The following is a 22,049-nucleotide window of genomic DNA, read 5'->3' on the forward strand; positions in this document are numbered from 1 at the left end:
ACTGCTGCTCGGGCAGTCGCCCGCATTCCCGCTCGGATTCCTGTTCGGACGCTTGCTCGTCCCCCGCATGCCCCGCATGATCCGGTCAGGCCTTCAACTTGTAGCCGAAACCGCGGACCGTCTCGATCCGGTCCTGGCCGATCTTCGTACGCAGCCGCTGCACATGGACGTCGACGACGCGGGTGTCGCCGCCCCAGCCGTAGTCCCACACCCGCTCGAGCAGCTTGTCGCGCGACAGGACCGTACCCGGCGCGGACGAGAACTCCAGGAGCAGCCGCATCTCGGTGGGCGTCAACGCCACCGGCTCACCGCCCCTACGGACCTCCATGCCCTCCCTGTCGATCTCCAGATCGCCGTCACCGAACGACAGCACACCCCCGTCGACGGACGAGGAACCCTCCGCCTCGGCGGCGGCCCGCTGCCCGCTCGCGTGCCCGAAGCGCCGCAGCACCGCACGGAGACGGGCGACCAGGACTGCCCCGTCGAAGGGCTTGGTGACGTAGTCGTCGGCGCCCGCCTCCAGGCCCAGTACGACATCGATGGAGTCGGCGCGGGCCGACAGCATGATCACCGGGACCGTGGACTCGTCACGGATCCGACGGCACAGCGAGACGCCGTCCAGGCCCGGCACCATCACATCGAGCAGCGCGATGTCGGGCTGGTCCGCGCGGAACGCCTCCAGGCCGGCCAGCCCGTCGGGCACGGCGGTGACCACGAAGCCGTCACGCTCCAGCGCGAGCTGGGTGGCCTCGCGGATGACGTCGTCGTCCTCGACGAACAGGACGTGGGTCTGCTCTGCCATCCGGTGCTCTCAGTTCTCCGTCGGTCGAGTGTCGGTCGAGTGTGGCGGTCGAGTGTCGGTCGGGTCGGCTGCCCGGTCGGGGTCAGGATCAGGTCAGTTTTCGGTCAGAGGGCAGGTGCCAGTCAAGGCCAGACGCTCCTCTGGATGTCAGTCCTCGGCCGGGGACGGCGGCACGCTCTCCGTCACCTTGCTGTAGTCGCTGTGGTTGCGGGTCTGCTCCATGAAGTGGCCTGAGATCCAGCTGTACGTGATCACTTCCTCCCCGGACGGAAACTCCACCGGGTCGCCCTTCTCGTACACCTGCTGGGTGACCACCAGGTCGCCCCGGTCGATCTCCGCGTAGACCGGCGGCTCCTCGGCCTTGAAGACGTTCTCGTACTCGCCGCCCTGTCCGCGATACACATACGAGCCGACTCCGACCGCATCGCCGCAAGTCAGCACGTTGACCACGATGTCGTCCACGGCCCCGCCCGTCAGCTTGCCGTACGACACGTCGACCGGGTACTCGTCGGCGACACACGGCTGCAGATCACGCTTGACCGCCGCGCTGACCTCCGGGTCGGCCTTGAGGAGCTGGACCGCGTCCACGCTCGGCTCGGCCGAGGACTGTGAGGGCGCGGGCGTGACGGCGCCCACCGACACCGAGTCGGAACGGGCCGGGCCCTCGTCGCGGGCGCCGGTGCCGCCCGAAGCGCAGGCGGATACCAAAAGGCCGAGGGCGGCGATCACAGCCACTGCCGTGATCGCCGCCTTCAGGGCTCCGGGGGCCCGTGGGGGCTCCGTGCCGGGGCCTGTGTCTAGGCCGCGCAACGCTCCCGCTCCTTACCCGCCTTGCCCGGTACGAACGCGCGCCCCTCAAAGCCGCGGCTCTCCAGCTCTTCGCGGAGCCGGGCCAGGGCCCGGTGCAGCGTGCTCTTGACCGTTCCGGCCGACATGCCGAGGGCGGCGGCCGTCTCTTCCGTGGACATCTGCTCCCAGTGTCGCAGCACTACGACACTGCGCTGCTTCGGAGCCAGAACTTTCAAGATGTCCATCAGCAGCGCGCGGTCCGCGTGCTGCTCGGTCGAGTCGTCCACGCTCGCGTCCGGCAGCGCCTCGGTGGGGACCTCCTCCAGCTTGCGGGCCCGCCACCACTCCGTACGCGTGTTGATCATGACACGGCGCAGGTAGGCGTCGGCGAGCCGCTTGTCGGATATGCCGTCCCAGCGGCCGTACGTCCGTACCAGCGCCGTCTGCAGCAGGTCCTGGGCGTCGATCGGGTCCGGCACCAGTCGGCGGGCACTGCGCAGCAGCGCGTCCTGCCTGGTGCGTACGTACTCTTCGAACTCGAGCACCTCGCCGTGCGCCATGTCCAACCGCCTCCGATCCCCGTTTCCGACCTGCCCGCTGTCGGCTGTTCGCTGCTTCGTGTACCGCTGGTCCGCGGTACGGCAATGAAGCTACGGAGGGCTTGTCACGAGGCTGTCCGAGCGAGCCTGCGACAAGCGCTCGGCTGTCCGTCGGTTGTGTAACGGAAGTAGGGCGGGAGTAAAGAGCTGTGGGGGATGGGGCGGGATTGGGCGGAATTGCCTGCGGCGTTGGTGTCGGTTGCCTGTCAGTGGGCTGTGACGCGCGCTCTGGAAGCTGCCGGAATCTGTGGGTCAGCTGTGGGAGAGGCGTACCTGTCAGATGGGGCGGGAGGGTTGGTACCCCTCAGGTGAGGGGGAGTCAGTGGTACCTGTCAGGTGAGCGGGAGTCGGTACAGGCCGCCCGGGAGGGGTTCGACCAGTCCGTCTGCGACCAGGCCGTCCAGGGCGCGGGCGCGCTGCACCGGCTCGTTCCAGACGCGGTCGAGGACCGGCTGCGGGACCGGTCCGACCGCCTCGCGCAGCACCGCGAGGAGCCGGCCGCGCACCTGGCGGTCCGTACCCGCGTACGTCTGACCGCGACGCGGCGGCCCCTCGTGCGCGGGCTTGCCGGCCAGGCGCCAGGCGCACTGGGCCGCGATCGGGCACCGTACGCAACTCTCGTTCCTCGCCGTGCAGATCAGCGCGCCGAGTTCCATGGAGGCGGCGGCCCAGCGCGAGGCCGTGTGCTCGTCCTCGGGCAACAGGGCGCGGGCGAGCTTGCGTTCGGCGGCGGTGGTGGCGTTCGGGGGGTATTGCACGCCGGTGACGGCTCGCGCGAGCACGCGGCGCACGTTGGTGTCGAGGACGGCGTGACGTTGCCCGTACGCGAACGAGGCCACCGCCGCGGCCGTGTACTCGCCGATGCCCGGCAGGGCGAGCAGCTTCGCATGATCCGTGGGTACGTCCCCGCCGTGGCGCTCCGCTATGGCGGTGGCGGCTCCGTGCAGCCGCAGCGCGCGCCGCGGGTAACCGAGGCGTCCCCAGGCGCGGACGGCCTCGCCCGGGGACTCCTCGGCGAGGTCGGCGGGCCGGGGCCAGCGCTTGAGCCACTGCTCGTACACCGGCAGCACGCGGTTCACCGGCGTCTGCTGCAGCATGAACTCGCTGACCATGACACCCCAGGGGCCGGCTTCGGGCCGCCGCCAGGGGAGGTCGCGGGCGTTCTCTTCGAACCAGTGGATGACGGGGGTGTGGAGGGTTTCGGTGGGCGCAGTCATGACGCCCCCGATCCTGCCACGTGCCTCCGGCGGTTGGGCGGAATGGGTTCGTTATCGGCTGACGGTGCGTCGTGCCTCCGGCGGTTGGGTTCGTTGTCGGCTGCGGCGCCGTCGTGGCCGGTCGCGCCAGCCCCGCGGGGTGCCTCCGGCGGTTGGGCGGGTGCGGGTGCGTGGTGGTTGCTCGCGCAGTTCCCCGCGCCCCTGGGGTGGTTGGTGGGTGCGGGGCCGCGGTCCGGTGCGTCAGCCCGTCGCCAACAGGGCATACGGCCCCTTGCTCCCACAGGGCGAAGCTGTGCCCAGACCGAAGCTAAGCGACGGGCATAGGACGCACCGGCCCACGTCCCCTCCCGCCGGCGGGAAGCTGCGGGTAGTCGGGGGCGGGTGGGTGGTGGCTGGTGAGCATGGCGACTGGTGAGCTATGTGGCTGACGGTTCCGGGAGCGCCCCGTCAGGGGCGCGGGGCTGTACCAATATGCGGCTCCGCCGCGTGGGCGCGACCAGCCACAACGCACCCGCAGCCGCGACAAAACATGTCACCCCACCCCGGTAGGCACCCCACCCACGAACCCGCGGTAGGCGCGCCCCACCCACCCCACCAACGCACCCACACATCCGCAGTAGCGCCCCACTCCGCCGGAGGCAGAGGGGCCTGGGGGCGCAGCCCCCAGTTTCGGGAAGGGGCGGGGCTGGGGAAAGAAAAACCTCCAGCCCAGCCCTGCGAAGGGGAACCCTGACGATCGGCAGGGGCGGCAGCCCTGCGCCCGCTTGTAGCGTCGGGGCGATGGAACGTCGTCGGAGGAGGGCCACAGACGCCCTGCTGTGGGCGGCCCTGGCCCTCCCGGTGGCCACAGCCGACCGCATAGGCCTGAACGAACCCCGCACCCCAGCGGAGCAACTCACCGGCACCGCAACCCTCGCCGCAGCCGTAGCGATACGACGCAAAAGCCCACTCACGGCCTTCGCCGCAACCGCAGCCCTCAGCCTGGCCTCCGAACCCGCCCTCCTCACCCTCTCCTACGGCCCAGCCCTCGCCACCTTCGCCCTCCTCCTCGGCCTGCACGCACAACAAACCCGCCCCGCCCTGACGGCATTCGGTGCGATCGCCGTCATCGGCACCCTCCAGATCGCGGTACGGGGAGCAGACCCGTCCGCCCAGTGGCTCGTACTCATCGCCACGCTGCACTTCGGCGTCGTATTCCCCTGGCTCGGCGGCCGCTACTGGCGCCAGAGCCGCCAAAACGTGGAGCGGGAGCAACGGATCGCCGAGGACCGGGCGCGACTGCGCGAACGGGCCCGTATCGCCCAGGACATGCACGACTCCCTAGGCCACGAACTGAGCCTGATCGCCCTGCGCGCCGGCGCCCTCCAACTCGCCCCCGACCTCGCGGAGCACCACCGCAAGGCCGCTGCCGACCTCCGCGAGGCCGCCTCCGACGCCACGGAACGGCTCCACCGCATCATCGGCCTCCTGAGAGAGGACGACGACGGGCCAACCCCGCTGACCCCGGCCAACGAGACCGTCGAGGAACTCGTGGCCCGCACGGCGGAGTCGGGCCTCCGGGTGCGCTGGGAGGCGACGGGGACGGCCGATCCGTACTCGCCGCTCGTCGAGCGGATCGTCCACCGGGTCGTACGCGAAGCCCTGACCAACGCCGCCCGGCACGCCCCTGGCGCGGCGGTCACCGTAGCGGTGCGGCGAGAGGCCGACGGCACGGAGGTGAGCGTGGTCAACGAGGCGGCGGCTACGGAAGCGGGTTCGTCGTCCGGGGGATCGGGGTTGCTGGGGCTGCGGACGCTGGTCGAGGGTGTCGGAGGCCGGTTCGAGGCAGGGCCGTACGGGGAGGGCTTCCGGGTCGTGGCGTACGTACCTGCCGCATCGGTCGCTCTTGTCGCCTCGGGCGAGGAGGCCGCCGAGCACCTCCCACCGAGACCGCTCGGCACCCCCTCTCCGCGTGCCCGGCGCCGCGTAGTCGTGTCCCTCGTGGGTGCCGTCGCCGTCGGAGCCGTCATTCTGGGCGGAGCCTTCGCCTGGTACGCGTACACGAAGACACACTCGGCCCTGAAGCCCGCCGACTATGCCGCACTGCGCCTCGGAACCCCGCTCGACGAGGCCGAACGGGTCCTGCCCGACCGCACGGTGAGCGACCCACCGGTGGAACGCGCGCCCGCCGCGCCGAAGGGAACCGACTGCCGCTACTACCGCGCGAGCAGCGAACTCTTCGTCTCCGTCGAACACTTCAGGCTCTGTTTCGACGACAGGGAGCGGCTGGTCGCCAAGGACGTGGTCCCCAGAGGCGATACGGCCGGACAGACGCGCAAGGAGGGGAAGGAACGGTGAGTGGGGTGATCCGCGTACTCCTGGCCGACGACGAGGCGATGGTCCGCGCCGGCGTGAAGGCGATCCTCGACGCCGGAGGCGGGGGCGGCATCGAGGTCGTCGCCGAGGCCGCCGACGGATGTGAAGCCGTCGCGCTGACGCAGGCTCACCGGCCCGACGTGGCGCTGCTCGACATCCGGATGCCGCGCCTGGACGGGCTCGCGGCCGCCGAGGAGATCGTACGGACCGCGCCCGGAACGGCGGTTGCGATCCTGACGACTTTCTCGGAGGACACGTGCGTGGCCCGGGCACTGGGCGGCGGTGCCACGGGATTCCTGTTGAAGTCGGGTGATCCGCACGAACTCGTCGCGGGGGTGCGGGCGGTCGCGGACGGCGCCGCGTTCCTCTCGCCGAAGGTGGCCCGGCATGTGATCGACGGTTTCGGCGCCGGGCGAAGGCTGAGCCGCGAGGCCGCCGCCCGTGACCGCGTCGCACTGCTCACCCCACGCGAACGCGAAGTCCTCGGCCTCCTCGGAGCCGGCCTCTCGAACCCCGAGATCGCCGCCCGCCTGCACCTTGTCGAGGGCACGGTGAAGGCGTACGTGAGCGCGATCCTCGACCGATTGGAGGTCAGAAACCGCGTCCAGGCGGCGATCGTCGCGTACGAGGCGGGCTTGGTCGAGTAGTGGAGTAGCGGAGGCGCCGGGACAAGTGGCGTCACTTCAGGTCCGACGCCCCCGCAAACCACCGCACCGGCCCTGCCGCCGACCCCCGCATTGCCTCCGCCACCCGTGCCGCCGGATGCACCGTCAGACGTACGAAGATGAAGGCGCCGAGCGCGCCAAGGACCAGGCCCGCCACCGTGTCACGCGGGTAATGCACGCCCACGAACACCCGCGAGAAGGCCATGAGCAGGGCCATCGGCGTCGTCAGCCATAAGATGCCGCGCCAGGTGAGCGCCAGCGCCACCGTGGCGGCGCCCGCGATCGTGGCGTGGTTGCTGGGAAAGGACCAGTCACCGTGTGGCGGGCAGTCGACGAGTGGGGCGGTCGCGCCGACTGCGGCCCGGCACGGCCGTTCCTCGTCGATGACGGACTTGAGCAACTCGCTGCACACATACGCCACAGCCGTAGCCAGAGGCGCAAGCACCGCGACCGCGAACGCCCCCGTTTCGCTCCGCCGCCGACGCCACCAGGCGACGAGGAAGAGGACGCCGTAGAGCAGCAGTCCGGCCTCCGTCCATAACTCGGCCAGGTGTTGCACCCAAGTCGGGCTGCCATGGGCGACATCGCTGATCTCTAGGTAAAGGTCAGAGTCCATGGTCACGGACGGTATTCGGACCTCGTACGGCATCACACCCAGCGATCGTCGGGACCCGGACCTGACGAAAGACGGGTGCATTGGGGCGTTGCGGTTCCAGGAGCGCCCCTTCAGGGGCGCGGGGAACTGCGCGATAAGCCACAATGAACCCGCGGCCGCCAATGAACTGAACCCACCCGCCCTGTAGGCACCCCGGCCCAACCGCCGGAGGCACAGACTCCGGGATGATGATCCGGAAAAGTTGAGGCTTACGGCGGCGGGTGGGGACGGCGAAGCCGCCGATCTCTCGTAAGGTTTGCGCCGTGGGATCTCTGCGCAATCCTGTCGGGCCGCTTCCCTCCTCCATCTACTGGCGACGGAGGGCCGTTCTGGTGTCCTTGGTCGCGCTGTTGGCGCTGCTGGTCACCTGGATCGTCACCTCGGGCGGCGGGGGCGGCAACAACGGCGCGAACGGGTCCAACGGCAAGAACCCCGCGCCCTCCATCACGCCCGGCCCCACCAGTTCGGGACCCGCGATCAGCGAAGCCCCGGGCGGACGCGACGAGTCGGGCGAGGAGAACGGGGGCAACGGCGGTAGCGGGGGGAGCGAAGGAAGCGGCGGGTCCGGCGACTCCGGCGGTGACTCCGCGGGCTCCGGTGGCGCGGACGGCTCTTCCGGTGGCGCGGGTGGCGGTTCTGGTGGTGGTTCGGCCGGCGTAGGGGGCGGCGGTGTCTCCGGGGATACGGTTCCCGCCGGGTCCAGCCTTCCCAACTGCACGCCTGGAGCAGTCAAGTTGACGCTGCGCAGCGTCAAGAACACGTACTCCCCCGATGAGCAGCCGAAAGTAGAGCTCCTCGTCACGAACTCCTCCGCCACCGACTGCAAGCTCGATCTCGGCCCGAAGGAAGCGGTGCTGACGATCACTCAGGCAGGCGGCGACGACGAGATGTGGTCCTCCTCCGACTGCCCGACGGGCGCCGGAAGCGTCCTGTACCGCATCCCGGGGCAGGACACCGTCACCCGCACCCTGGAGTGGAACCGCAAGGCCAGCGCCCCCGAGTGCGGCACGCCTCCGGCGGGTTCGGCGACCGCGGGCACGTACTTGGTCGAAGCCACGGTTCCGGGCCTGACGACGGCCCGCACGTCGTTCGTCCTGGCAAAGGACTGAGTCAGGGCGCCTACCGGGAGGGCGGGTTCGGTTCAGTGGCGACTGCGGGTGCGTCGTGGTTGCTCGCGCAGTTCCCCGCGCCCCTAAACAGCCTGCGACTGGCTGCACCCCCGAAGAGCAAGCGAACCGAAAAAGCCCGCACCCCGACGAAACCGGCACCCTCCCGCCGGCGGGAGGGGACGTGGGCCGGTGCGTCCTATGCCCGTCGCTTAGCTTCGGTCTGGGCACACCAGCACCCTGTGTCAGCACGGGGTCGTATGTCCTGTTGGCGACGGGCTGACGCACCGGACCGCGGCCCCGCACCCACCAACCACCCAAGGGGCGCGGGGAACTGCGCGACCAGCCACACACAACCCGCACCCGCCCAACCGCCGGAGGCACCCCGCGGGGCTGGCGCGACCGGCCACGACGGCGCCGCAGCCGACAACGAACCCATTCCGCCCAACCGCCGGAGGCACCCCGCGGGGCGGTGTCAATTTGCGGCTCCGCCGCGATGGGGGTCCCCCCGCTCGAGCGAATTCGAGAGTGGGGGAGCGACCAGCCACAACGGGCCGTCAGCCGACAACGAAGCCAACTGCCCAACCGCCGGAGGCGCCACGCACCCGCAGCGACAAACAAACCCAACTGCCCAGCCGTCGGCTAGACATACCGTTCGAGAATCGAAGACTCCGCCAGCCGCGAAAGCCCCTCCCGGACACTCCGCGCCCGAGCCTCCCCCACACCATCCACCGTCTGCAGGTCATCCACACTCGCGGCAAGCAGCTTCTGCAGGCCCCCAAAGTGCTCGACCAGCCGGTCGATGATCGCGCCAGGCAGCCGCGGCACCTTGGCAAGAAGCCGGAAGCCGCGCGGCGACACCGCAGAGTCAAGGGTCTCGGGCGCGCCCGTGTAACCCAACGCCCGCGCCACCGTAGGCAGTTCGAGCAACTCCGCATGCGTGAGCGCATTGAGCTCGGAGAGGGCCTCGTTGACCGTGCGGGAGCGCTTGGCGGTCGGCTCCGGAACGTAGTCCCGTACGACGAGCTCACGCTCGGGCTCGACGCCCGCGATCAACTCGTCCAGCTGGAGGGAGAGGAGGCGCCCGTCCGTGCCCAACTCGACCACGTACTCGGCGATCTCCGTGGCGATCCGCCGCACCATCTCCAGACGCTGGGCCACCGCCGAGACGTCCCGGACGGTGACAAGGTCCTCGATCTCGAGGGCGGACAGCGTGCCGGCGACCTCGTCGAGGCGGAGCTTGTAGCGCTCCAGCGTCGCCAGGGCCTGGTTGGCGCGGGAGAGGATCGCCGCCGAGTCCTCCAGAACGCGGCGCTGTCCGTCCACGTACAGCGCGATCAGGCGCATGGACTGGGAGACGGAGACGACGGGGAAGCCGACCTGCTTGGAGACCCGGTCGGCCGTGCGGTGCCGGGTGCCCGTCTCCTCGGTGGGGATGGTGGGGTCGGGCACCAGCTGTACACCCGCCCGCAGGATCTTGGTGATGTCCTTGTCGACGATGATGCCGCCGTCGAGCTTGCACAGCTCGCGCAGTCGGGTCGCCGTGAACTCGACGTCCAGGACGAAGCCGCCCGTGCACATCGACTCGACCGTCTTGTCCCAGCCGAGCACGATGAGCCCGCCGGTGTTGCCGCGGAGAATCCGCTCCAGGCCGTCGCGGAGACCCGTGCCGGGTGCCACGGCGCTCAGTGAGGCGCGCATCAGCCCATCGGCACCGGAGCTCCCACCGGACTTTCCGGGAGCTGCCGCCCGGTCATTGGCTGCCACTGCACTCCTCCGGTCGCAGGTTCTGGGGCGCTCCCGTTTCGCATACTTCGTTCGTACGGACGGTCGAGACCTGGGCAAAGTCTACCGGCGCTCCTCCTCGTCCCGTGGGGCCTCTCGCCGACGCGACCTCGGGAGCACCCGCAGCGCGTCCCCCATGTCGGCCACTTCCAGGACCTTCATCCCGGCAGGGATCTTGCCGGGATCGCCTGGTACGAGCGCGTGCGTGAAGCCCAGACGGTGCGCTTCGGCGAGTCTGCGCTGGACGCCCGTGACCCGTCTGACCTCGCCTGCGAGGCCGACTTCGCCGATCGCGACGAGGTTCTTGGGGAGCGGAGTGTCACTCGCGGCGGAGGCCAGGGCGAGGGCGATCGCCAGGTCCGCGGCCGGCTCGGAGAGCTTCACGCCGCCGACCGTCGCGGAGTAGATGTCCCGCTTTCCCAGGGCGCTGATCCGGCCGCGCTGCTCCAGGACGGCGAGCATCATCGAGACGCGAGAGGTCTCCAGGCCCGAGGTCGTACGCCTGGGGGAGGGGATCTGCGAGTCGACCGTGAGCGCCTGGACCTCGGCGACCAGGGGGCGGCGGCCTTCGAGGGTGACGGTCAGGCAGGTGCCGGGGACGGGCTCGGCGCGGCGGGTGAGGAACAGGCCGCTGGGGTCGGCGAGTCCGGTGATGCCCTCGTCGTGCAGCTCGAAGCAGCCGACCTCGTCCGTCGTGCCGTACCGGTTCTTGACGCCTCGTACGAGCCTGAGGCGCGCGTGCCGGTCGCCCTCGAAGTGCAGCACGACGTCCACGAGGTGCTCCAGGAGGCGGGGGCCCGCGATGGCGCCGTCCTTGGTGACATGGCCCACAAGGAGTGTGGACATGCCGCGCTCCTTGGAGGCGCGGATCAGGGCTCCGGCCACCTCGCGGACCTGTGCCATGCCGCCGGGGGCGCCGTCGATCTCCGGAGAGGCCACGGTCTGTACGGAGTCGAGGATCAGGAGGGACGGCTTCACCGCGTCCAAGTGGCCGAGGACGGCGGCCAGATCGGTCTCCGCGGCGAGATACAGGTGGTCGTCGATCGCCTTGATGCGGTCGGCACGGAGGCGGACCTGGCTCGCGGACTCCTCACCGGTGATGTAGAGCGTGCGATGTTCGTCACTTGCCGACTTGGCCGCCACGTCCAGCAGCAGCGTGGACTTGCCGACGCCCGGCTCGCCCGCGACGAGCACGACCGCGCCCGGCACCAGTCCGCCGCCGAGGACCCGGTCCAGCTCCGGTACGCCGGTCGGGCGGGCGGTCGCCGTGCGGCCGTCGACCTGGCCGATGGGCACCGCGGACGTCGTGACCCGGCCGGGGGTCGTCGTACGGACCGCGGGCGCGCCGTACTCCTCGACCGTCCCCCAGGCCTGGCACTCGGGGCAGCGGCCGAGCCACTTGGCCGTCTGCCAGCCGCATTCGGTGCAGCGGTAGGACGGCCGGTCCTTCGCGGTCTTCGTACGGGCAGCCATGGACGAAACCGTAACCGCCACCACTGACAACGCCGTCCCCACCCAGGAAGCCGCCCACGAACCTGCCCATGACCACGTGCTTCCGGCCTCGTCGCCGAGATCGGGCACTCCATCGCAAACCAGCTGCAATCCGTACGGAACGCGCCGCGGAATTAACCGCTCCTGTCCCCTTATGAGGGATCGTTTCACCCGTATGGATTAAAACTGCTCACGCGGGAGGAAGCGGCCCACACCCGGCGCCTACGGTCCCTCGGGTGATGAGCCGCAGTCCGGAAACCACCACGCACACCACCGGCGCACTCCCGGCGCACGGTGCCGCACCCGACCCTGCCGCACTCGGCCGGGCAGCGGTCCGTACGTCGGCGCAGTGCCCGCCCGCGCGCTACGAGCCGTATCTGGACGGCCTGTTCACGTACTGCCTGTCCGTGCTTTGCGACCACGACGCGGCGGTCGCCGCCCTCGGTGACGCCCTCGCGCTCGCCGAGCGCCGCGGCCCGCGCGGCGTGCGGGCCCCCGACGAGCGCAGGGCCTGGCTGTACGCCCTCGCCCGCTGGGCGTGCCTGCGCAAGCTGGCCGAGACCACGGACAAGGACACCGACCGGCAGGGCAATCGGTGGTCCGGCAGGCAGGCCAAACAGGGCCCGGGGGCCGCCGGGCCCGTCGGGCAGAAACGTCGCGGCACGCGCGCGTGGGACGCCGAATCGGACGTAGAAGACCCCGAAGAGGACCGTCGCCGTCGTGAACTCGCCCTGCTCGCCTGGCCGGAGGCCGCCGGGACCACGCCCGAGCAGCGCGAAGCGCTCGAACTCGCAGTACGGCACCAGCTCGCTGCCGGGGAAGTGGCCGCCGTCCTCGGTATGGAACTGCTCGCCGCCCGCGAACTCCTCGGCGCCGCCGCCTGCGAGATCGAGCGCACCCGCGCGGCCCTCGCCGTCGTCGAGACCGGCGCCTGCCCGGGCGTCGCCCGGCTCACCGGAGACCGGCTGGTCCTCAGCACGCCCCTGCGCCGCGAACTGGTCCGGCACGTCGACGACTGCCCGCGCTGCCGCCGTACCGCCGAGCGCGCGATCCCCGGCTCCTGGCCCGGCACGAGCGTCACGCCCGCCGCGCTCCCCGTACTCGAAGCCCCGCGCGCGGCCCTCTCCAGGGCGATGGCGCGTGCCCCACGCGCGCGGAGTGCCACTCCGCGCTTCGACCGGCGCGGTTTCCCGATGGACCCCAAGGTCCACGCGGCCCGCCGTAGCCGCCTTCGCGCGCGTGCCGTCACGACGACGGTCGTCGTCACCGTGGTGGCGGCTCCCGTACTCGCAGTGTGGGCGGCCTACCGAGGAGCCCCCCTCACCGGCGAGGGCTCGCCGGGCCGCCCGATCACCGCGAGCGAGGCGCACGGCCCTGCCGCACTCGGCGGCGAGCAGGCGGACGACGCAGCCGACGCGGACGACTACAAGAACGCGGATCGCGCCGACGCGAAGCCGGAACCGCAGCTCAGCAAGGGAATCGGCAAAGGCGCCGGGGAGGGAAAACGTTCGTCCGACGTCTCCGTACGCGTCACCGGCGGGGCCTCCGGCGACCGGAAAAACGGCCTCTCCGTAGAAGCCGATTCCAGCGGCGACATGACGTTGATCACCCTGAGGGCATCCGGTGGTTCCCCGGTCCACTGGTCCGCGCACACTGGCGCCTCCTGGCTCTACTTCAGCCAGTCGTCGGGAACGCTGTCGCCAGGCGAGTCGTTGACGATCAAGGTGTATGTCGACCAACTCCGCGAGCCGAACGGCCCCTGGAGCGCGCGGGTGTCGATCGCACCCGCGGGCGCGGCGGTCTCGATCAACGGCTATGGCACGGCAGGCCCGTCACACCCGGGCCCGGGCCCTGCCCCGGACGCGACCCCCAGCGCTCCCGCACCGTCCGCCCCGGACCCCACACCCAGCGACCCGAACCCCTCGTCCCCCGAACCCACGCCCAGCGACACGACCCCGTCCGAGCCGGACCCGACCCCCACTCCCGAGACCAAGGCCTCGCCCCCGCCGCCGAGTGACGACAGCAGCCCGAGCCCTCAAGACACGGAAGGAAACTGAGGGCTCAATCCACCGGGTCCGCCGGATGCGGTGCCACCAACGGCAGCCGGGACGCCAGCCGTTCCTCGCACAGCTCGACCAGCCGGTCGTACGCGGCCTTGCCCATCATCTCGATGAGCTCCGGCCGGTACGTGACGTACACCGGCTCACCGGAGCCGTGCGCGGACGTCGCCGACGTGCACCACCAGTGCAGGTCGTGGCCGCCCGGGCCCCAGCCGCGGCGGTCGTACTCGCCGATAGAGATCTGGAGTACGCGGGTGTCGTCGGGCCGGTCGATCCAGTCGTACGTCCGTCGCACCGGGAGCTGCCAGCAGACGTCCGGCTTGGTCTCCAGGGGCTCGCGGCCCTCCTTCAGCGCCAGGATGTGCAGCGAGCAGCCCGCGCCACCCTCGAAGCCGGGGCGGTTCTGGAAGATGCACGAGCCCTGGTAGGGGCGGGTCTGCCGGGAGCCCTCGTCGTCCGTCGAGACCCAGCCGGTCTCCACGCCGACGTCATGGTTCTGCCAGATCTCCGGCGTGAGTCTCGCCACATGCCCCGCTACGCGCTTCTCGTCGTCCTCGTCCGAGAAATGGGCGCCGAGCGTGCAGCACCCGTCGTCCGCGCGGCCCGCCTGGATGCCCTGGCAGCCGCTGCCGAAGATGCAGTTCCAGCGCGAGGTCAGCCAGGTCAGGTCGCAGCGGAAGACCTGCTCGTCGTCGGCCGGATCCGGGAACTCCACCCACGCGCGCGCGAAATCGAGCCCCTTCTCGTCCGGTTCGGACGCCGGGACGGCGGCCTTCTGCGGAAAGAGCTTCGGGGACTTTTTCGGGGACTTCTTGGTCTTGCCGGTTGCCTTCGCCTGCGAAGAACCCTTGGCCGATGTGTCCGAGCCTGCCGGTTTGGCGGTTTTGTCGTTCTTCGCCTTTTTCGTCTTTGGCACGTGTCCAGGGTAAGTCGCCCAAGACTGCTCCGGGGACCAGCAGGGGGGCCGGCTCGCAGTAGCGTTCCGTCCATGAGACTCGGTGTCCTCGACGTGGGTTCGAACACGGTGCACCTCCTGGTGGTGGATGCACACCCTGGCGCGCGCCCGTTGCCCGCGCATTCACACAAGGCGGAGCTGCGGCTCGCTCAACTGCTCGACGAGAGCGGGTCGATCGGCCCCGAGGGCGTCGACAAACTGATCTCCGTCGTCCGGGAGGCGCTCGACGCGGCCGAGGACAAGGGCGTCGAGGACCTCCTGACGTTCGCGACCTCCGCCGTACGCGAGGCGACCAACGCCGACGACGTACTGGACCGGGTGCGCACCGAAACGGGCGTGGAACTCCAGGTCCTCACCGGCGCGGAGGAGGCCCGGCTCACCTTCCTCGCCGCCCGCCGCTGGTTCGGCTGGTCGGCCGGAAAGCTGCTGGTCATCGACATCGGCGGCGGCTCCCTGGAGATCGCGTACGGCATCGACGAGGAACCCGACGCGGCCGTTTCGCTCCCGCTCGGCGCGGGTCGGCTGACGGCCGCCTGGCTGCCCGGCGACCCACCGGACCCCGCGGACGTCAAGGCGCTGCGTCGCCATGTACGCGCCCAGATCGCCCGTACGGTCGGAGAGTTCAGCCGCTTCGGCTCCCCCGACCACGTGGTGGCCACCTCCAAGACCTTCCGCCAGCTCGCCCGCATAGCAGGAGCCGCCCGCTCAGCAGAGGGCCTCTACGTACAACGCGAACTAAAACGCCGCTCCCTGGAGGACTGGGTCCCCCAACTGGCCACGATGACGACAGAGCAGCGAGCAGAACTCCCCGGTGTCTCAGAGGGCAGAGCAGGCCAACTCCTGGCAGGCGCGTTGGTGGCTGAGGGCGCGATGGACTTGTTCGGAGTGGAGACGCTGGAGATCTGCCCCTGGGCTCTCAGGGAGGGCGTAATCCTCCGGCGCCTGGATCAGATGGCGACGACGTAAAAGGGCGGGCGCAGCCCGCCAGGGGCGCGGGGCTGTATCAATTTGCGGCTCCGCCGCGTGGGCGCGACAAGCCACAACGAACCCGCACCCGCCCACGGCGAAACAACAACGGCGATTAGGCGAACCGAACGACAACCAACGGCACCCTTCGGCCAAGCCGAACCGCCCCCGCACAACCGCCGGAGGCACCCCGTACTCTGTCCTTCGTGGCAGAACCAGTGGTCCGCATCCCGGATGCGAAGGTCGCGCTGTCGACGGCCTCTGTCTATCCGGAGTCAACGGCGACGGCCTTCGAGATCGCCGCGCGCCTCGGGTACGACGGGGTCGAGGTCATGGTGTGGACCGACCCGGTCAGCCAGGACATCGAGGCGCTGCGCAGGCTCAGCGACTACCACCAGATTCCGGTCCTGGCTGTCCACGCCCCCTGCCTGCTCATCACCCAGCGCGTCTGGTCCACCGACCCCTGGGTCAAGCTCCAGCGCGCCCGGTCCGCCGCCGAGAAGCTCGGCGCTTCGACGGTCGTCGTGCATCCGCCGTTCCGCTGGCAGCGTCAGTACGCCCGCGACTTCGTCACGGGGATCTGGCGGATGGCCAACGAGACGGACGTACGGTTCGCCGTCGAAAACATGTACCCCTGGCGTTACCGCGACCGCGAGATGCTCGCGTACGCCCCCGACTGGGACGTGACGAAGGACGACTACCGCCACTTCACGATCGACCTGAGCCATGCCTCCACGGCCCGCGCCGACGCCATGCAGTTGCTCGACCGCATGGGCGACCGCCTCGGCCACGTCCACCTCGCCGACGGCCGGGGTTCGGCGAAGGACGAGCACCTCGTCCCGGGACGCGGCAACCAGCCCTGCGCCGAGCTCCTCGAGCGGCTCGCGCTGAGTGGCTTCGACGGCCATGTCGTCATCGAGGTCAACACCCGCCGGGCCATGTCCAGCGCCGAACGCGAGGCCGACCTCGCCGAGGCCCTCGCCTTCACCCGGCTCCACCTCGCCTCGGCGCTGCGGGTCGCCGGCTCATGACCGACACGGCCCCCCGACGTCGCGGACGGCCCTCCCGTACGCAGTCGGCGGACGCCCCCGCGACACGTGACCGCATCCTGGCGGCGGCCCGCGAGGAGTTCTCGGAGCGCGGCTACGACAAGACGTCCGTACGCGGCATCGCCAAGGCGGCCGGGGTCGACTCGGCGCTCGTGCATCACTACTTCGGCACCAAGGAGCAGGTTTTCGAGGCGGCCGTCGAGGTCGCCTTCGCACCCGCCCTGAAAGTGCGGGACACGGTCCTCGAAGGCCCCCTCGACGAGGTCGGCGAGCGGATGACGCGCGTCATCTTCGGCCTCTGGGAGAACCCGGTGACGCGGACGCCCCTCCTCGCGATCGTCCGGTCGGCGGTGAACAACGAGACCGCGGCCGCCGTCTTCCGCCGCCTCGTCGCCGCGCAACTGATGCGCCGCATCGCCGGCCGACTCGACGTACCGGATGCGGAACTGCGCACCGAACTTGCGGCCGCCCAGCTCGTGGGCGTCGCGATGATGCGGTACGTGATCAAGATCGAGCCGGTGGCGTCGGCGGACCCGGAGCAGGTCATCGCGCGGATCGCGCCGGTGGTTCAGGGGCATCTGACGGGTCCCTGAACGAGGGCCCCGAACGAGTCTTTGTCACGGTCGCCGACCGAGACACACATCCCGTATTCCGGACGAGCCGTCGGGATGTCGGAGCACCGGCGTACGCTCGAAATCTGTCAGAACTCTCTGAAGGAGCGAGCGACGATGCCCGATCTGAGGTCCCGCACTGTCACCCACGGCCGCAACATGGCGGGCGCCCGCGCCCTAATGCGCGCCTCCGGTGTACCGGGCGCGGACATCGGCCGGAAGCCGATCATCGCGGTCGCCAACTCCTTCACCGAGTTCGTGCCCGGCCACACCCACCTGGCGCCGGTCGGCCGGATCGTCAGCGAGGCGGTCACGGCGGCGGGCGGCATCCCGCGCGAGTTCAACACGATCGCCGTCGACGACGGCATCGCGATGGGCCACGGAGGCATGCTGTACAGCCTCCCCTCCCGCGACCTGATCGCGGACAGCGTCGAGTACATGGTGGAAGCCCACTGCGCCGACGCCCTGATCTGCATCTCCAACTGCGACAAGATCACCCCGGGCATGCTCATGGCGGCCCTGCGCCTGAACATCCCGACGGTCTTCGTCTCCGGCGGTCCCATGGAGGCCGGCCGCGCGACGCTGGTCGACGGCACGGTCCGTACGCTCGACCTCATCGACGCGATCTCCGACGCGGTCAACGACAAGGTCTCGGACGAGGACATCCTCCGTATCGAGGAGAACGCCTGTCCCACCTGCGGTTCCTGTTCCGGCATGTTCACCGCCAACTCCATGAACTGCCTGACCGAGGCCATCGGCCTTTCCCTCCCCGGCAACGGCTCGGTCCTCGCCACGCACACGGCCCGCAAGGAGCTGTACGAGCGGGCCGGCGCCACCGTCGTCGAGCTGACCAAGCGCTACTACGACGAGGACGACGCCTCCGTCCTCCCGCGCGCCATCGCCACGCACGCGGCCTTCGAGAACGCCATGGCCCTCGACATCGCCATGGGCGGCTCCACCAACACGATCCTGCACCTGCTGGCCGCCGCCCAGGAGGCCGGAGCCGGCTACGACCTGAACGACATCGACGCCGTCTCCCGCCGCGTCCCGTGCCTGGCGAAGGTCGCGCCCAACGTCGCGGCGACGCGGACGTACTACATGGAGGACGTGCACCGCGCCGGCGGCATCCCCGCGATCCTCGGCGAGCTCTACCGCGGCGGCCTGCTGAACGAGGACGTCCACACCGTCCACAGCCCTTCCATCAAGGAGTGGCTGGACGCCTGGGACATCCGCAGCGGCTCGGCTTCGGAGGAGGCCATGGAGCTGTGGCACGCGGCCCCCGGCTGCAAGCGTTCCGCCGAGGCCTTCTCCCAGTCCGAGCGCTGGGAGGAACTCGACACGGACGCGGCGAACGGCTGCATCCGCGACGTCGCCCACGCGTACTCGAAGGACGGCGGCCTGGCCGTCCTCAAGGGCAACCTCGCCGTGGACGGCTGCGTCGTGAAGACGGCCGGCGTCGACCCGTCGATCTGGACCTTCGAGGGCCCTGCGGTGGTCTGCGAGTCGCAGGAGGAGGCCGTCGAGAAGATCCTCGCCAAGCAGATCACCGAGGGTGACGTCATCGTCATCCGCTACGAGGGCCCCAAGGGCGGCCCCGGCATGCAGGAGATGCTCTACCCGACCTCGTATCTGAAGGGCCGCGGCCTCGGCAAGGCCTGCGCCCTGGTGACGGACGGCCGCTTCTCCGGCGGCACCTCGGGCCTGTCGATCGGCCACGCCTCCCCGGAGGCGGCGTCCGGCGGCACCATCGCCCTGGTCCAGGACGGCGACCGCATCCGCATCGACATCCCGAACCGCTCGATCGACCTGCTGGTCTCCGAAGAGGAACTGGCCACCCGCCGCACGGCCCTGAACGGCACGTACGCCCCGAAGAACCGCGACCGAAAGGTCTCGGCGGCCCTGAGGGCGTACGCGGCGATGGCGACGAGCGCGGACAAGGGGGCCGTGCGGGATGTGTCGATGCTGGGCTGATGCCTAGGTGAGCGCTAATTGAAGACTGAATAAGGGCCGCCTCCTGTTCATCGGGGGCGGTCCTTGCACGATGCCTGAGGGCTCCCTTCGTCAAGTCCGGTGCTGTATCGCGCCCTGTAAGGGGCGCGGGCCGTGTCGATATGCGGCCCGCCGCGTGGGCGCGACCAGCCCCCACCGGCCCGCGGGTTCATGACGGCGCTCTTGACGGGGCCCCTAGTGCGACCAGGCCGCCGGGTCGCGTCCGTCGACGGCGAACACGGTGCCGTCGGGCGCGCTGGCATACACGCGACCGCCTGCGAGCACCGGCTCCGGAAGGGACCCCGCGACCCGGTCGGAGTGCTTTCCGAGCCGTGGGGGCGTCTGGCCGAGGAGCTTGCCGGTGCGGGCGTCGGCGGCGAGGAGCCGCCCGTCCGGGGCGCTGACGTACACATGCCGGTCGTCGGCCACGGGACCCGAGGTCCGGGAGGTACCCGTCTCCAGCCGCCACAGCTGCCGACGCGCGTCCATGTCGACGGCGACCAGCGTTCCGCCGGTGCCGCTGAGGTGGACGACATTTCCGCGCACAGTGCCGTGGGCCTCCGAGAGCGTGACGGGCAGGGTTACTCGCCGCGTCTTTCCGCTGGCCGGGGTGTAACGGACGACGGCCTTCGTCTCGCCGTACAGCGCATCTGCCGAGGTGAAGAAGGCGTGCCCCTTCGCCGTGCCGAGGAGTTCCAACTGCCCCTGCAGCCGCACGTCCCACCGCACTGCGCCGGTCCGCGGATCCACCGCCGTGATGTGGGTGCTCGTCCCGTCGTCGGACGTGCTCACCGCGTACGCGAGGGGGTCCCCGGCGAACGTGGTGAAGTACGGCGTGGCGTGCCCCGGAATCGGACGGCTCCACTTGGTGTCGCCCGAGGCGCCGTCCACCCCGGTGACCGTCCCGTCGGCGCCCGTGAGCAGCAGCAGGCCCCCGGCGCTCGCGATGCCGTTGTGCGTGGGCAGGTTCCGCTGCCAGCGGGCCTTGCCCGAGGCGGGGGCGAGCGCCGCCGTACGGCGCCCCTGGTCGTCCAGTGAGGCCTGCACGAGCCCGGCCGACAGGAGCGGCGGCCCGCTCGAGGTCTCGTCGGTGACGGAGTGCCGCCACAACCGACGGCCGTCGGAAGGATCGAGGGCGAAGACCAGCCCGGTCTGCGCACACAGCAACTTCCCTGCTCCGTACGAGCATTGGGGCGCACCTTGGCCGCCGTCCCCGGACGTTGCCTTCACTTCCCACGGGTTGAACCGGGCCGGCGCGCTCCGTGCCGCGTTGCCCTTCGGCGCCGTTGCCGTACGTCCGTCATCGAGCAGCGTTACGGAGGCCAGCACGCCGAGCGAGGCAAGCCCGAGCGCTCCGGCTCCGAGGGCGACCCGTCTGACGAGGCGCTTTCTGGACTGCGGCCCGGCTTCTTGGGCTGCTGCTTCTGCTGCCTCTCGTTCCGCTGCCGCCTCACGCTCGGCTGCTTCTCGTTCGGCTCCCGCAGCGAACTCCTGGGCCTGTTCCTCCTTTTCGGTTCCTACGGGCTCTTCCGTACGTTCCGTACGAGGCTTAGGTCTCGGCGCCGGCGCGTCCCACCCCGTCCGCTGCCCCGGTATGAACGCCTGCGTGTCGTACGAGGCCGCCACCGACCGCAGCTCCCGCATCAACTCGTCGGGCGTGGGCCGGTCCTCGGGCTCCTTCGCCAGACAGCGCAGTACGAGCGGCGCGAGCCCTTCCGGTACGTCGGTCAGGTCAGGCTCGTCGTGCACGACCTGGTAGGCGACGATGTACGGGCTGTCGGAGTCGAACGGTCCGCGCCCGGTCGCCGCGTGCACCATCACCGACCCGAGCGCGAAAACGTCGGCGGCGGGCCCGACCTCGCGAGGCCGCCGGAACTGCTCCGGCGCCATGAAGGGCGGCGTACCGATCAACTTGCCGGTCTCGGTGCGCAGTTCGCTGTCCTTCGGCCGGGAGATACCGAAGTCGATGACTTTCGGCCCGTCCTCGGCGAGCAGCACATTGCTCGGCTTCAGATCCCGGTGCACCACGCCGACGCGGTGAATATCACGCAGCGCCTCCGCAAGCCCGGCCATCAGACGGCGCAACTGCGCCGGAGGCATGGACCCGTTCCGCTTCACCTGGTCGGCGAGGGTTGGACCCGGGATGAACAGCGTGGCCATCCAGGGCCGTTCGGCCTCCGGATCGGCGTCGACGACCGGTGCGGTGAAGGCACCGCTGACCTTGCGCGCCGCGGCCACCTCCTGCCGGAAACGCCCCCGGAACTCGCGGTCCTTGGCGTACTGGGCATGCACCACCTTCACGGCGACCCGCATCCCGGACGTGCTCCGGGCCAGATGTACGACGCCCATGCCACCCGAACCCAGGCAGGACTCGAGGCGGTAGTGACCGGCGTACTCGGGAAGTTCCGCTTCCGCGCCCGCTTCCGCGTCCCGCTGTGGCGCCATGGGAAACACCCCCGTGCTGATCGTCCGCGCGCGCGACGCACGGAGCCTAGTCGATGACTCGTACGGGGCTGAGGTGGCTTGTTAATCTCCATGTGCGAGTTGTGTACATGCGTTTCATGACGTGATTTAGGGGAATCAACGGGACCCCATGACAGACATGGGGCTCAACGGGGGAGGTTTTGCATGTCAGTTGACCGTGCAGAAGAGGTGGCGGGCAGAGACGAGACGGACGACGTCACCACCACGGCCGTGCGCTATTACTCGGTCGCGCCCGGCTACCGGGTCAACGTCCGCAGCGGCCCCGGCACCAGCTACCGCATCGTCCGGGTCCTGCCGGAGGGCGCGCGCGTGCCCATCCACTGCCAGACGCCGGGCACACGGGTCACGGGCCCGTACGGCACGTCGAACATCTGGGACAACATCGCGAACGGCGAATACATCTCGGATGCGTACGTGAACACCGGCAGCGACGGCTACGTAGCGCCGCGCTGCTCCTGAACCCGGCGGAGC

At 70.4% G+C, this 22,049-nt stretch carries 18 protein-coding genes; 9 read left to right on the top strand and 9 right to left on the bottom strand.

Annotated features, from left to right (window positions below):
* Positions 1-85: 85 nt before the first annotated feature.
* From cseB to OHT21_RS26595, 4 genes are all read right to left on the bottom strand, one after another.
* The gene (gene cseB, locus OHT21_RS26580) at positions 86-802 is read right to left on the bottom strand and encodes a two-component system response regulator CseB (RefSeq protein WP_328770831.1); all 717 of its coding nucleotides are present in this window, start codon (positions 800-802) and stop codon (positions 86-88) included.
* 147 nt (positions 803-949) lie between these two features.
* Positions 950-1,612, bottom strand: a complete 663-nt coding sequence (locus tag OHT21_RS26585; RefSeq protein WP_328770832.1) for a hypothetical protein — start codon at positions 1,610-1,612, stop codon at positions 950-952.
* The gene (locus tag OHT21_RS26590; protein ID WP_165345478.1) at positions 1,600-2,151 is read right to left on the bottom strand and encodes a SigE family RNA polymerase sigma factor; all 552 of its coding nucleotides are present in this window, start codon (positions 2,149-2,151) and stop codon (positions 1,600-1,602) included. The genes OHT21_RS26585 and OHT21_RS26590 overlap by 13 nt, the downstream gene beginning before the upstream one ends.
* A 371-nt stretch (positions 2,152-2,522) precedes the next feature.
* Positions 2,523-3,407: an A/G-specific adenine glycosylase gene (locus OHT21_RS26595; protein ID WP_328770833.1), complete on the bottom strand. Its 885-nt coding sequence runs from the start codon at positions 3,405-3,407 to the stop codon at positions 2,523-2,525.
* 780 nt (positions 3,408-4,187) lie between these two features.
* Here OHT21_RS26595 and OHT21_RS26600 point away from each other — a divergent pair.
* Together OHT21_RS26600 and OHT21_RS26605 are read left to right on the top strand one after the other, a co-directional pair.
* Complete coding sequence (locus OHT21_RS26600) at positions 4,188-5,744, top strand: sensor histidine kinase (RefSeq protein WP_328770834.1); 1,557 nt, start codon at positions 4,188-4,190, stop codon at positions 5,742-5,744.
* Positions 5,745-5,749: 5 nt separating this feature from the next.
* Positions 5,750-6,409 carry a response regulator transcription factor gene (locus tag OHT21_RS26605; protein WP_328774236.1) on the top strand — a complete coding sequence of 220 codons (660 nt, stop codon included), beginning with the start codon at positions 5,750-5,752 and terminating at the stop codon, positions 6,407-6,409.
* Between the two features lie 31 nt (positions 6,410-6,440).
* On the opposite strand, the gene OHT21_RS26610 is transcribed toward OHT21_RS26605, so the two are convergent.
* The gene (locus OHT21_RS26610) at positions 6,441-7,043 is read right to left on the bottom strand and encodes a phosphatase PAP2 family protein (protein ID WP_328770835.1); all 603 of its coding nucleotides are present in this window, start codon (positions 7,041-7,043) and stop codon (positions 6,441-6,443) included.
* 302 nt (positions 7,044-7,345) lie between these two features.
* Between OHT21_RS26610 and OHT21_RS26615 the strand changes: the two genes are divergently transcribed.
* Positions 7,346-8,191: a hypothetical protein gene (locus OHT21_RS26615; protein ID WP_328770836.1), complete on the top strand. Its 846-nt coding sequence runs from the start codon at positions 7,346-7,348 to the stop codon at positions 8,189-8,191.
* Between the two features lie 639 nt (positions 8,192-8,830).
* Here OHT21_RS26615 and disA read toward each other — a convergent pair.
* Both disA and radA read right to left on the bottom strand, forming a co-directional pair.
* Positions 8,831-9,955 (bottom strand): DNA integrity scanning diadenylate cyclase DisA, encoded by a 1,125-nt coding sequence (gene disA, locus OHT21_RS26620; protein WP_328770837.1) that lies wholly within the window; start codon positions 9,953-9,955, stop codon positions 8,831-8,833.
* An 81-nt stretch (positions 9,956-10,036) separates the two neighbouring features.
* On the bottom strand, positions 10,037-11,446 hold the full coding sequence (radA, locus tag OHT21_RS26625; protein ID WP_328770838.1) for a DNA repair protein RadA: 1,410 nt from the start codon (positions 11,444-11,446) through the stop codon (positions 10,037-10,039).
* Between the two features lie 257 nt (positions 11,447-11,703).
* Here radA and OHT21_RS26630 point away from each other — a divergent pair, with 257 nt between their 5' ends.
* Positions 11,704-13,521, top strand: coding sequence for a BACON domain-containing protein (locus OHT21_RS26630; protein WP_328770839.1), 1,818 nt, complete (start codon positions 11,704-11,706; stop codon positions 13,519-13,521).
* Positions 13,522-13,525: 4 nt separating this feature from the next.
* Here OHT21_RS26630 and OHT21_RS26635 read toward each other — a convergent pair whose 3' ends face one another.
* Positions 13,526-14,440, bottom strand: coding sequence for a hypothetical protein (locus OHT21_RS26635; RefSeq protein WP_328770840.1), 915 nt, complete (start codon positions 14,438-14,440; stop codon positions 13,526-13,528).
* A gap of 72 nt (positions 14,441-14,512) precedes the next feature.
* Between OHT21_RS26635 and OHT21_RS26640 the strand changes: the two genes are divergently transcribed.
* The 4 genes from OHT21_RS26640 to ilvD all read left to right on the top strand — a co-directional run bounded on the left by OHT21_RS26640 (position 14,513) and on the right by ilvD (position 19,076).
* A complete protein-coding gene (locus OHT21_RS26640) occupies positions 14,513-15,445 on the top strand; it encodes a Ppx/GppA phosphatase family protein (protein ID WP_328770841.1) in 933 nt (310 codons plus the stop codon).
* A gap of 206 nt (positions 15,446-15,651) precedes the next feature.
* Positions 15,652-16,476 carry a sugar phosphate isomerase/epimerase family protein gene (locus tag OHT21_RS26645; RefSeq protein ID WP_328770842.1) on the top strand — a complete coding sequence of 275 codons (825 nt, stop codon included), beginning with the start codon at positions 15,652-15,654 and terminating at the stop codon, positions 16,474-16,476.
* A complete protein-coding gene (locus OHT21_RS26650) occupies positions 16,473-17,087 on the top strand; it encodes a TetR/AcrR family transcriptional regulator (protein WP_328770843.1) in 615 nt (204 codons plus the stop codon). The genes OHT21_RS26645 and OHT21_RS26650 overlap by 4 nt, the downstream gene beginning before the upstream one ends.
* A 135-nt stretch (positions 17,088-17,222) precedes the next feature.
* Positions 17,223-19,076, top strand: coding sequence for a dihydroxy-acid dehydratase (ilvD, locus tag OHT21_RS26655; RefSeq protein ID WP_328770844.1), 1,854 nt, complete (start codon positions 17,223-17,225; stop codon positions 19,074-19,076).
* Between the two features lie 213 nt (positions 19,077-19,289).
* Here the strand turns inward: ilvD and OHT21_RS26660 are convergent, their stop codons facing one another.
* Entirely contained in the window at positions 19,290-21,539 is a 2,250-nt protein-coding gene (locus OHT21_RS26660) for a serine/threonine-protein kinase (RefSeq protein ID WP_328770845.1), read from the bottom strand.
* 183 nt (positions 21,540-21,722) lie between these two features.
* On the opposite strand from OHT21_RS26660, the gene OHT21_RS26665 reads away from it, so the two are divergent.
* Complete coding sequence (locus OHT21_RS26665) at positions 21,723-22,037, top strand: SH3 domain-containing protein (RefSeq protein WP_328770846.1); 315 nt, start codon at positions 21,723-21,725, stop codon at positions 22,035-22,037.
* Positions 22,038-22,049: the final 12 nt, after the last annotated feature.

It is taken from the genome of Streptomyces sp. NBC_00286, from assembly GCF_036173125.1.
Classification (GTDB): domain Bacteria; phylum Actinomycetota; class Actinomycetes; order Streptomycetales; family Streptomycetaceae; genus Streptomyces.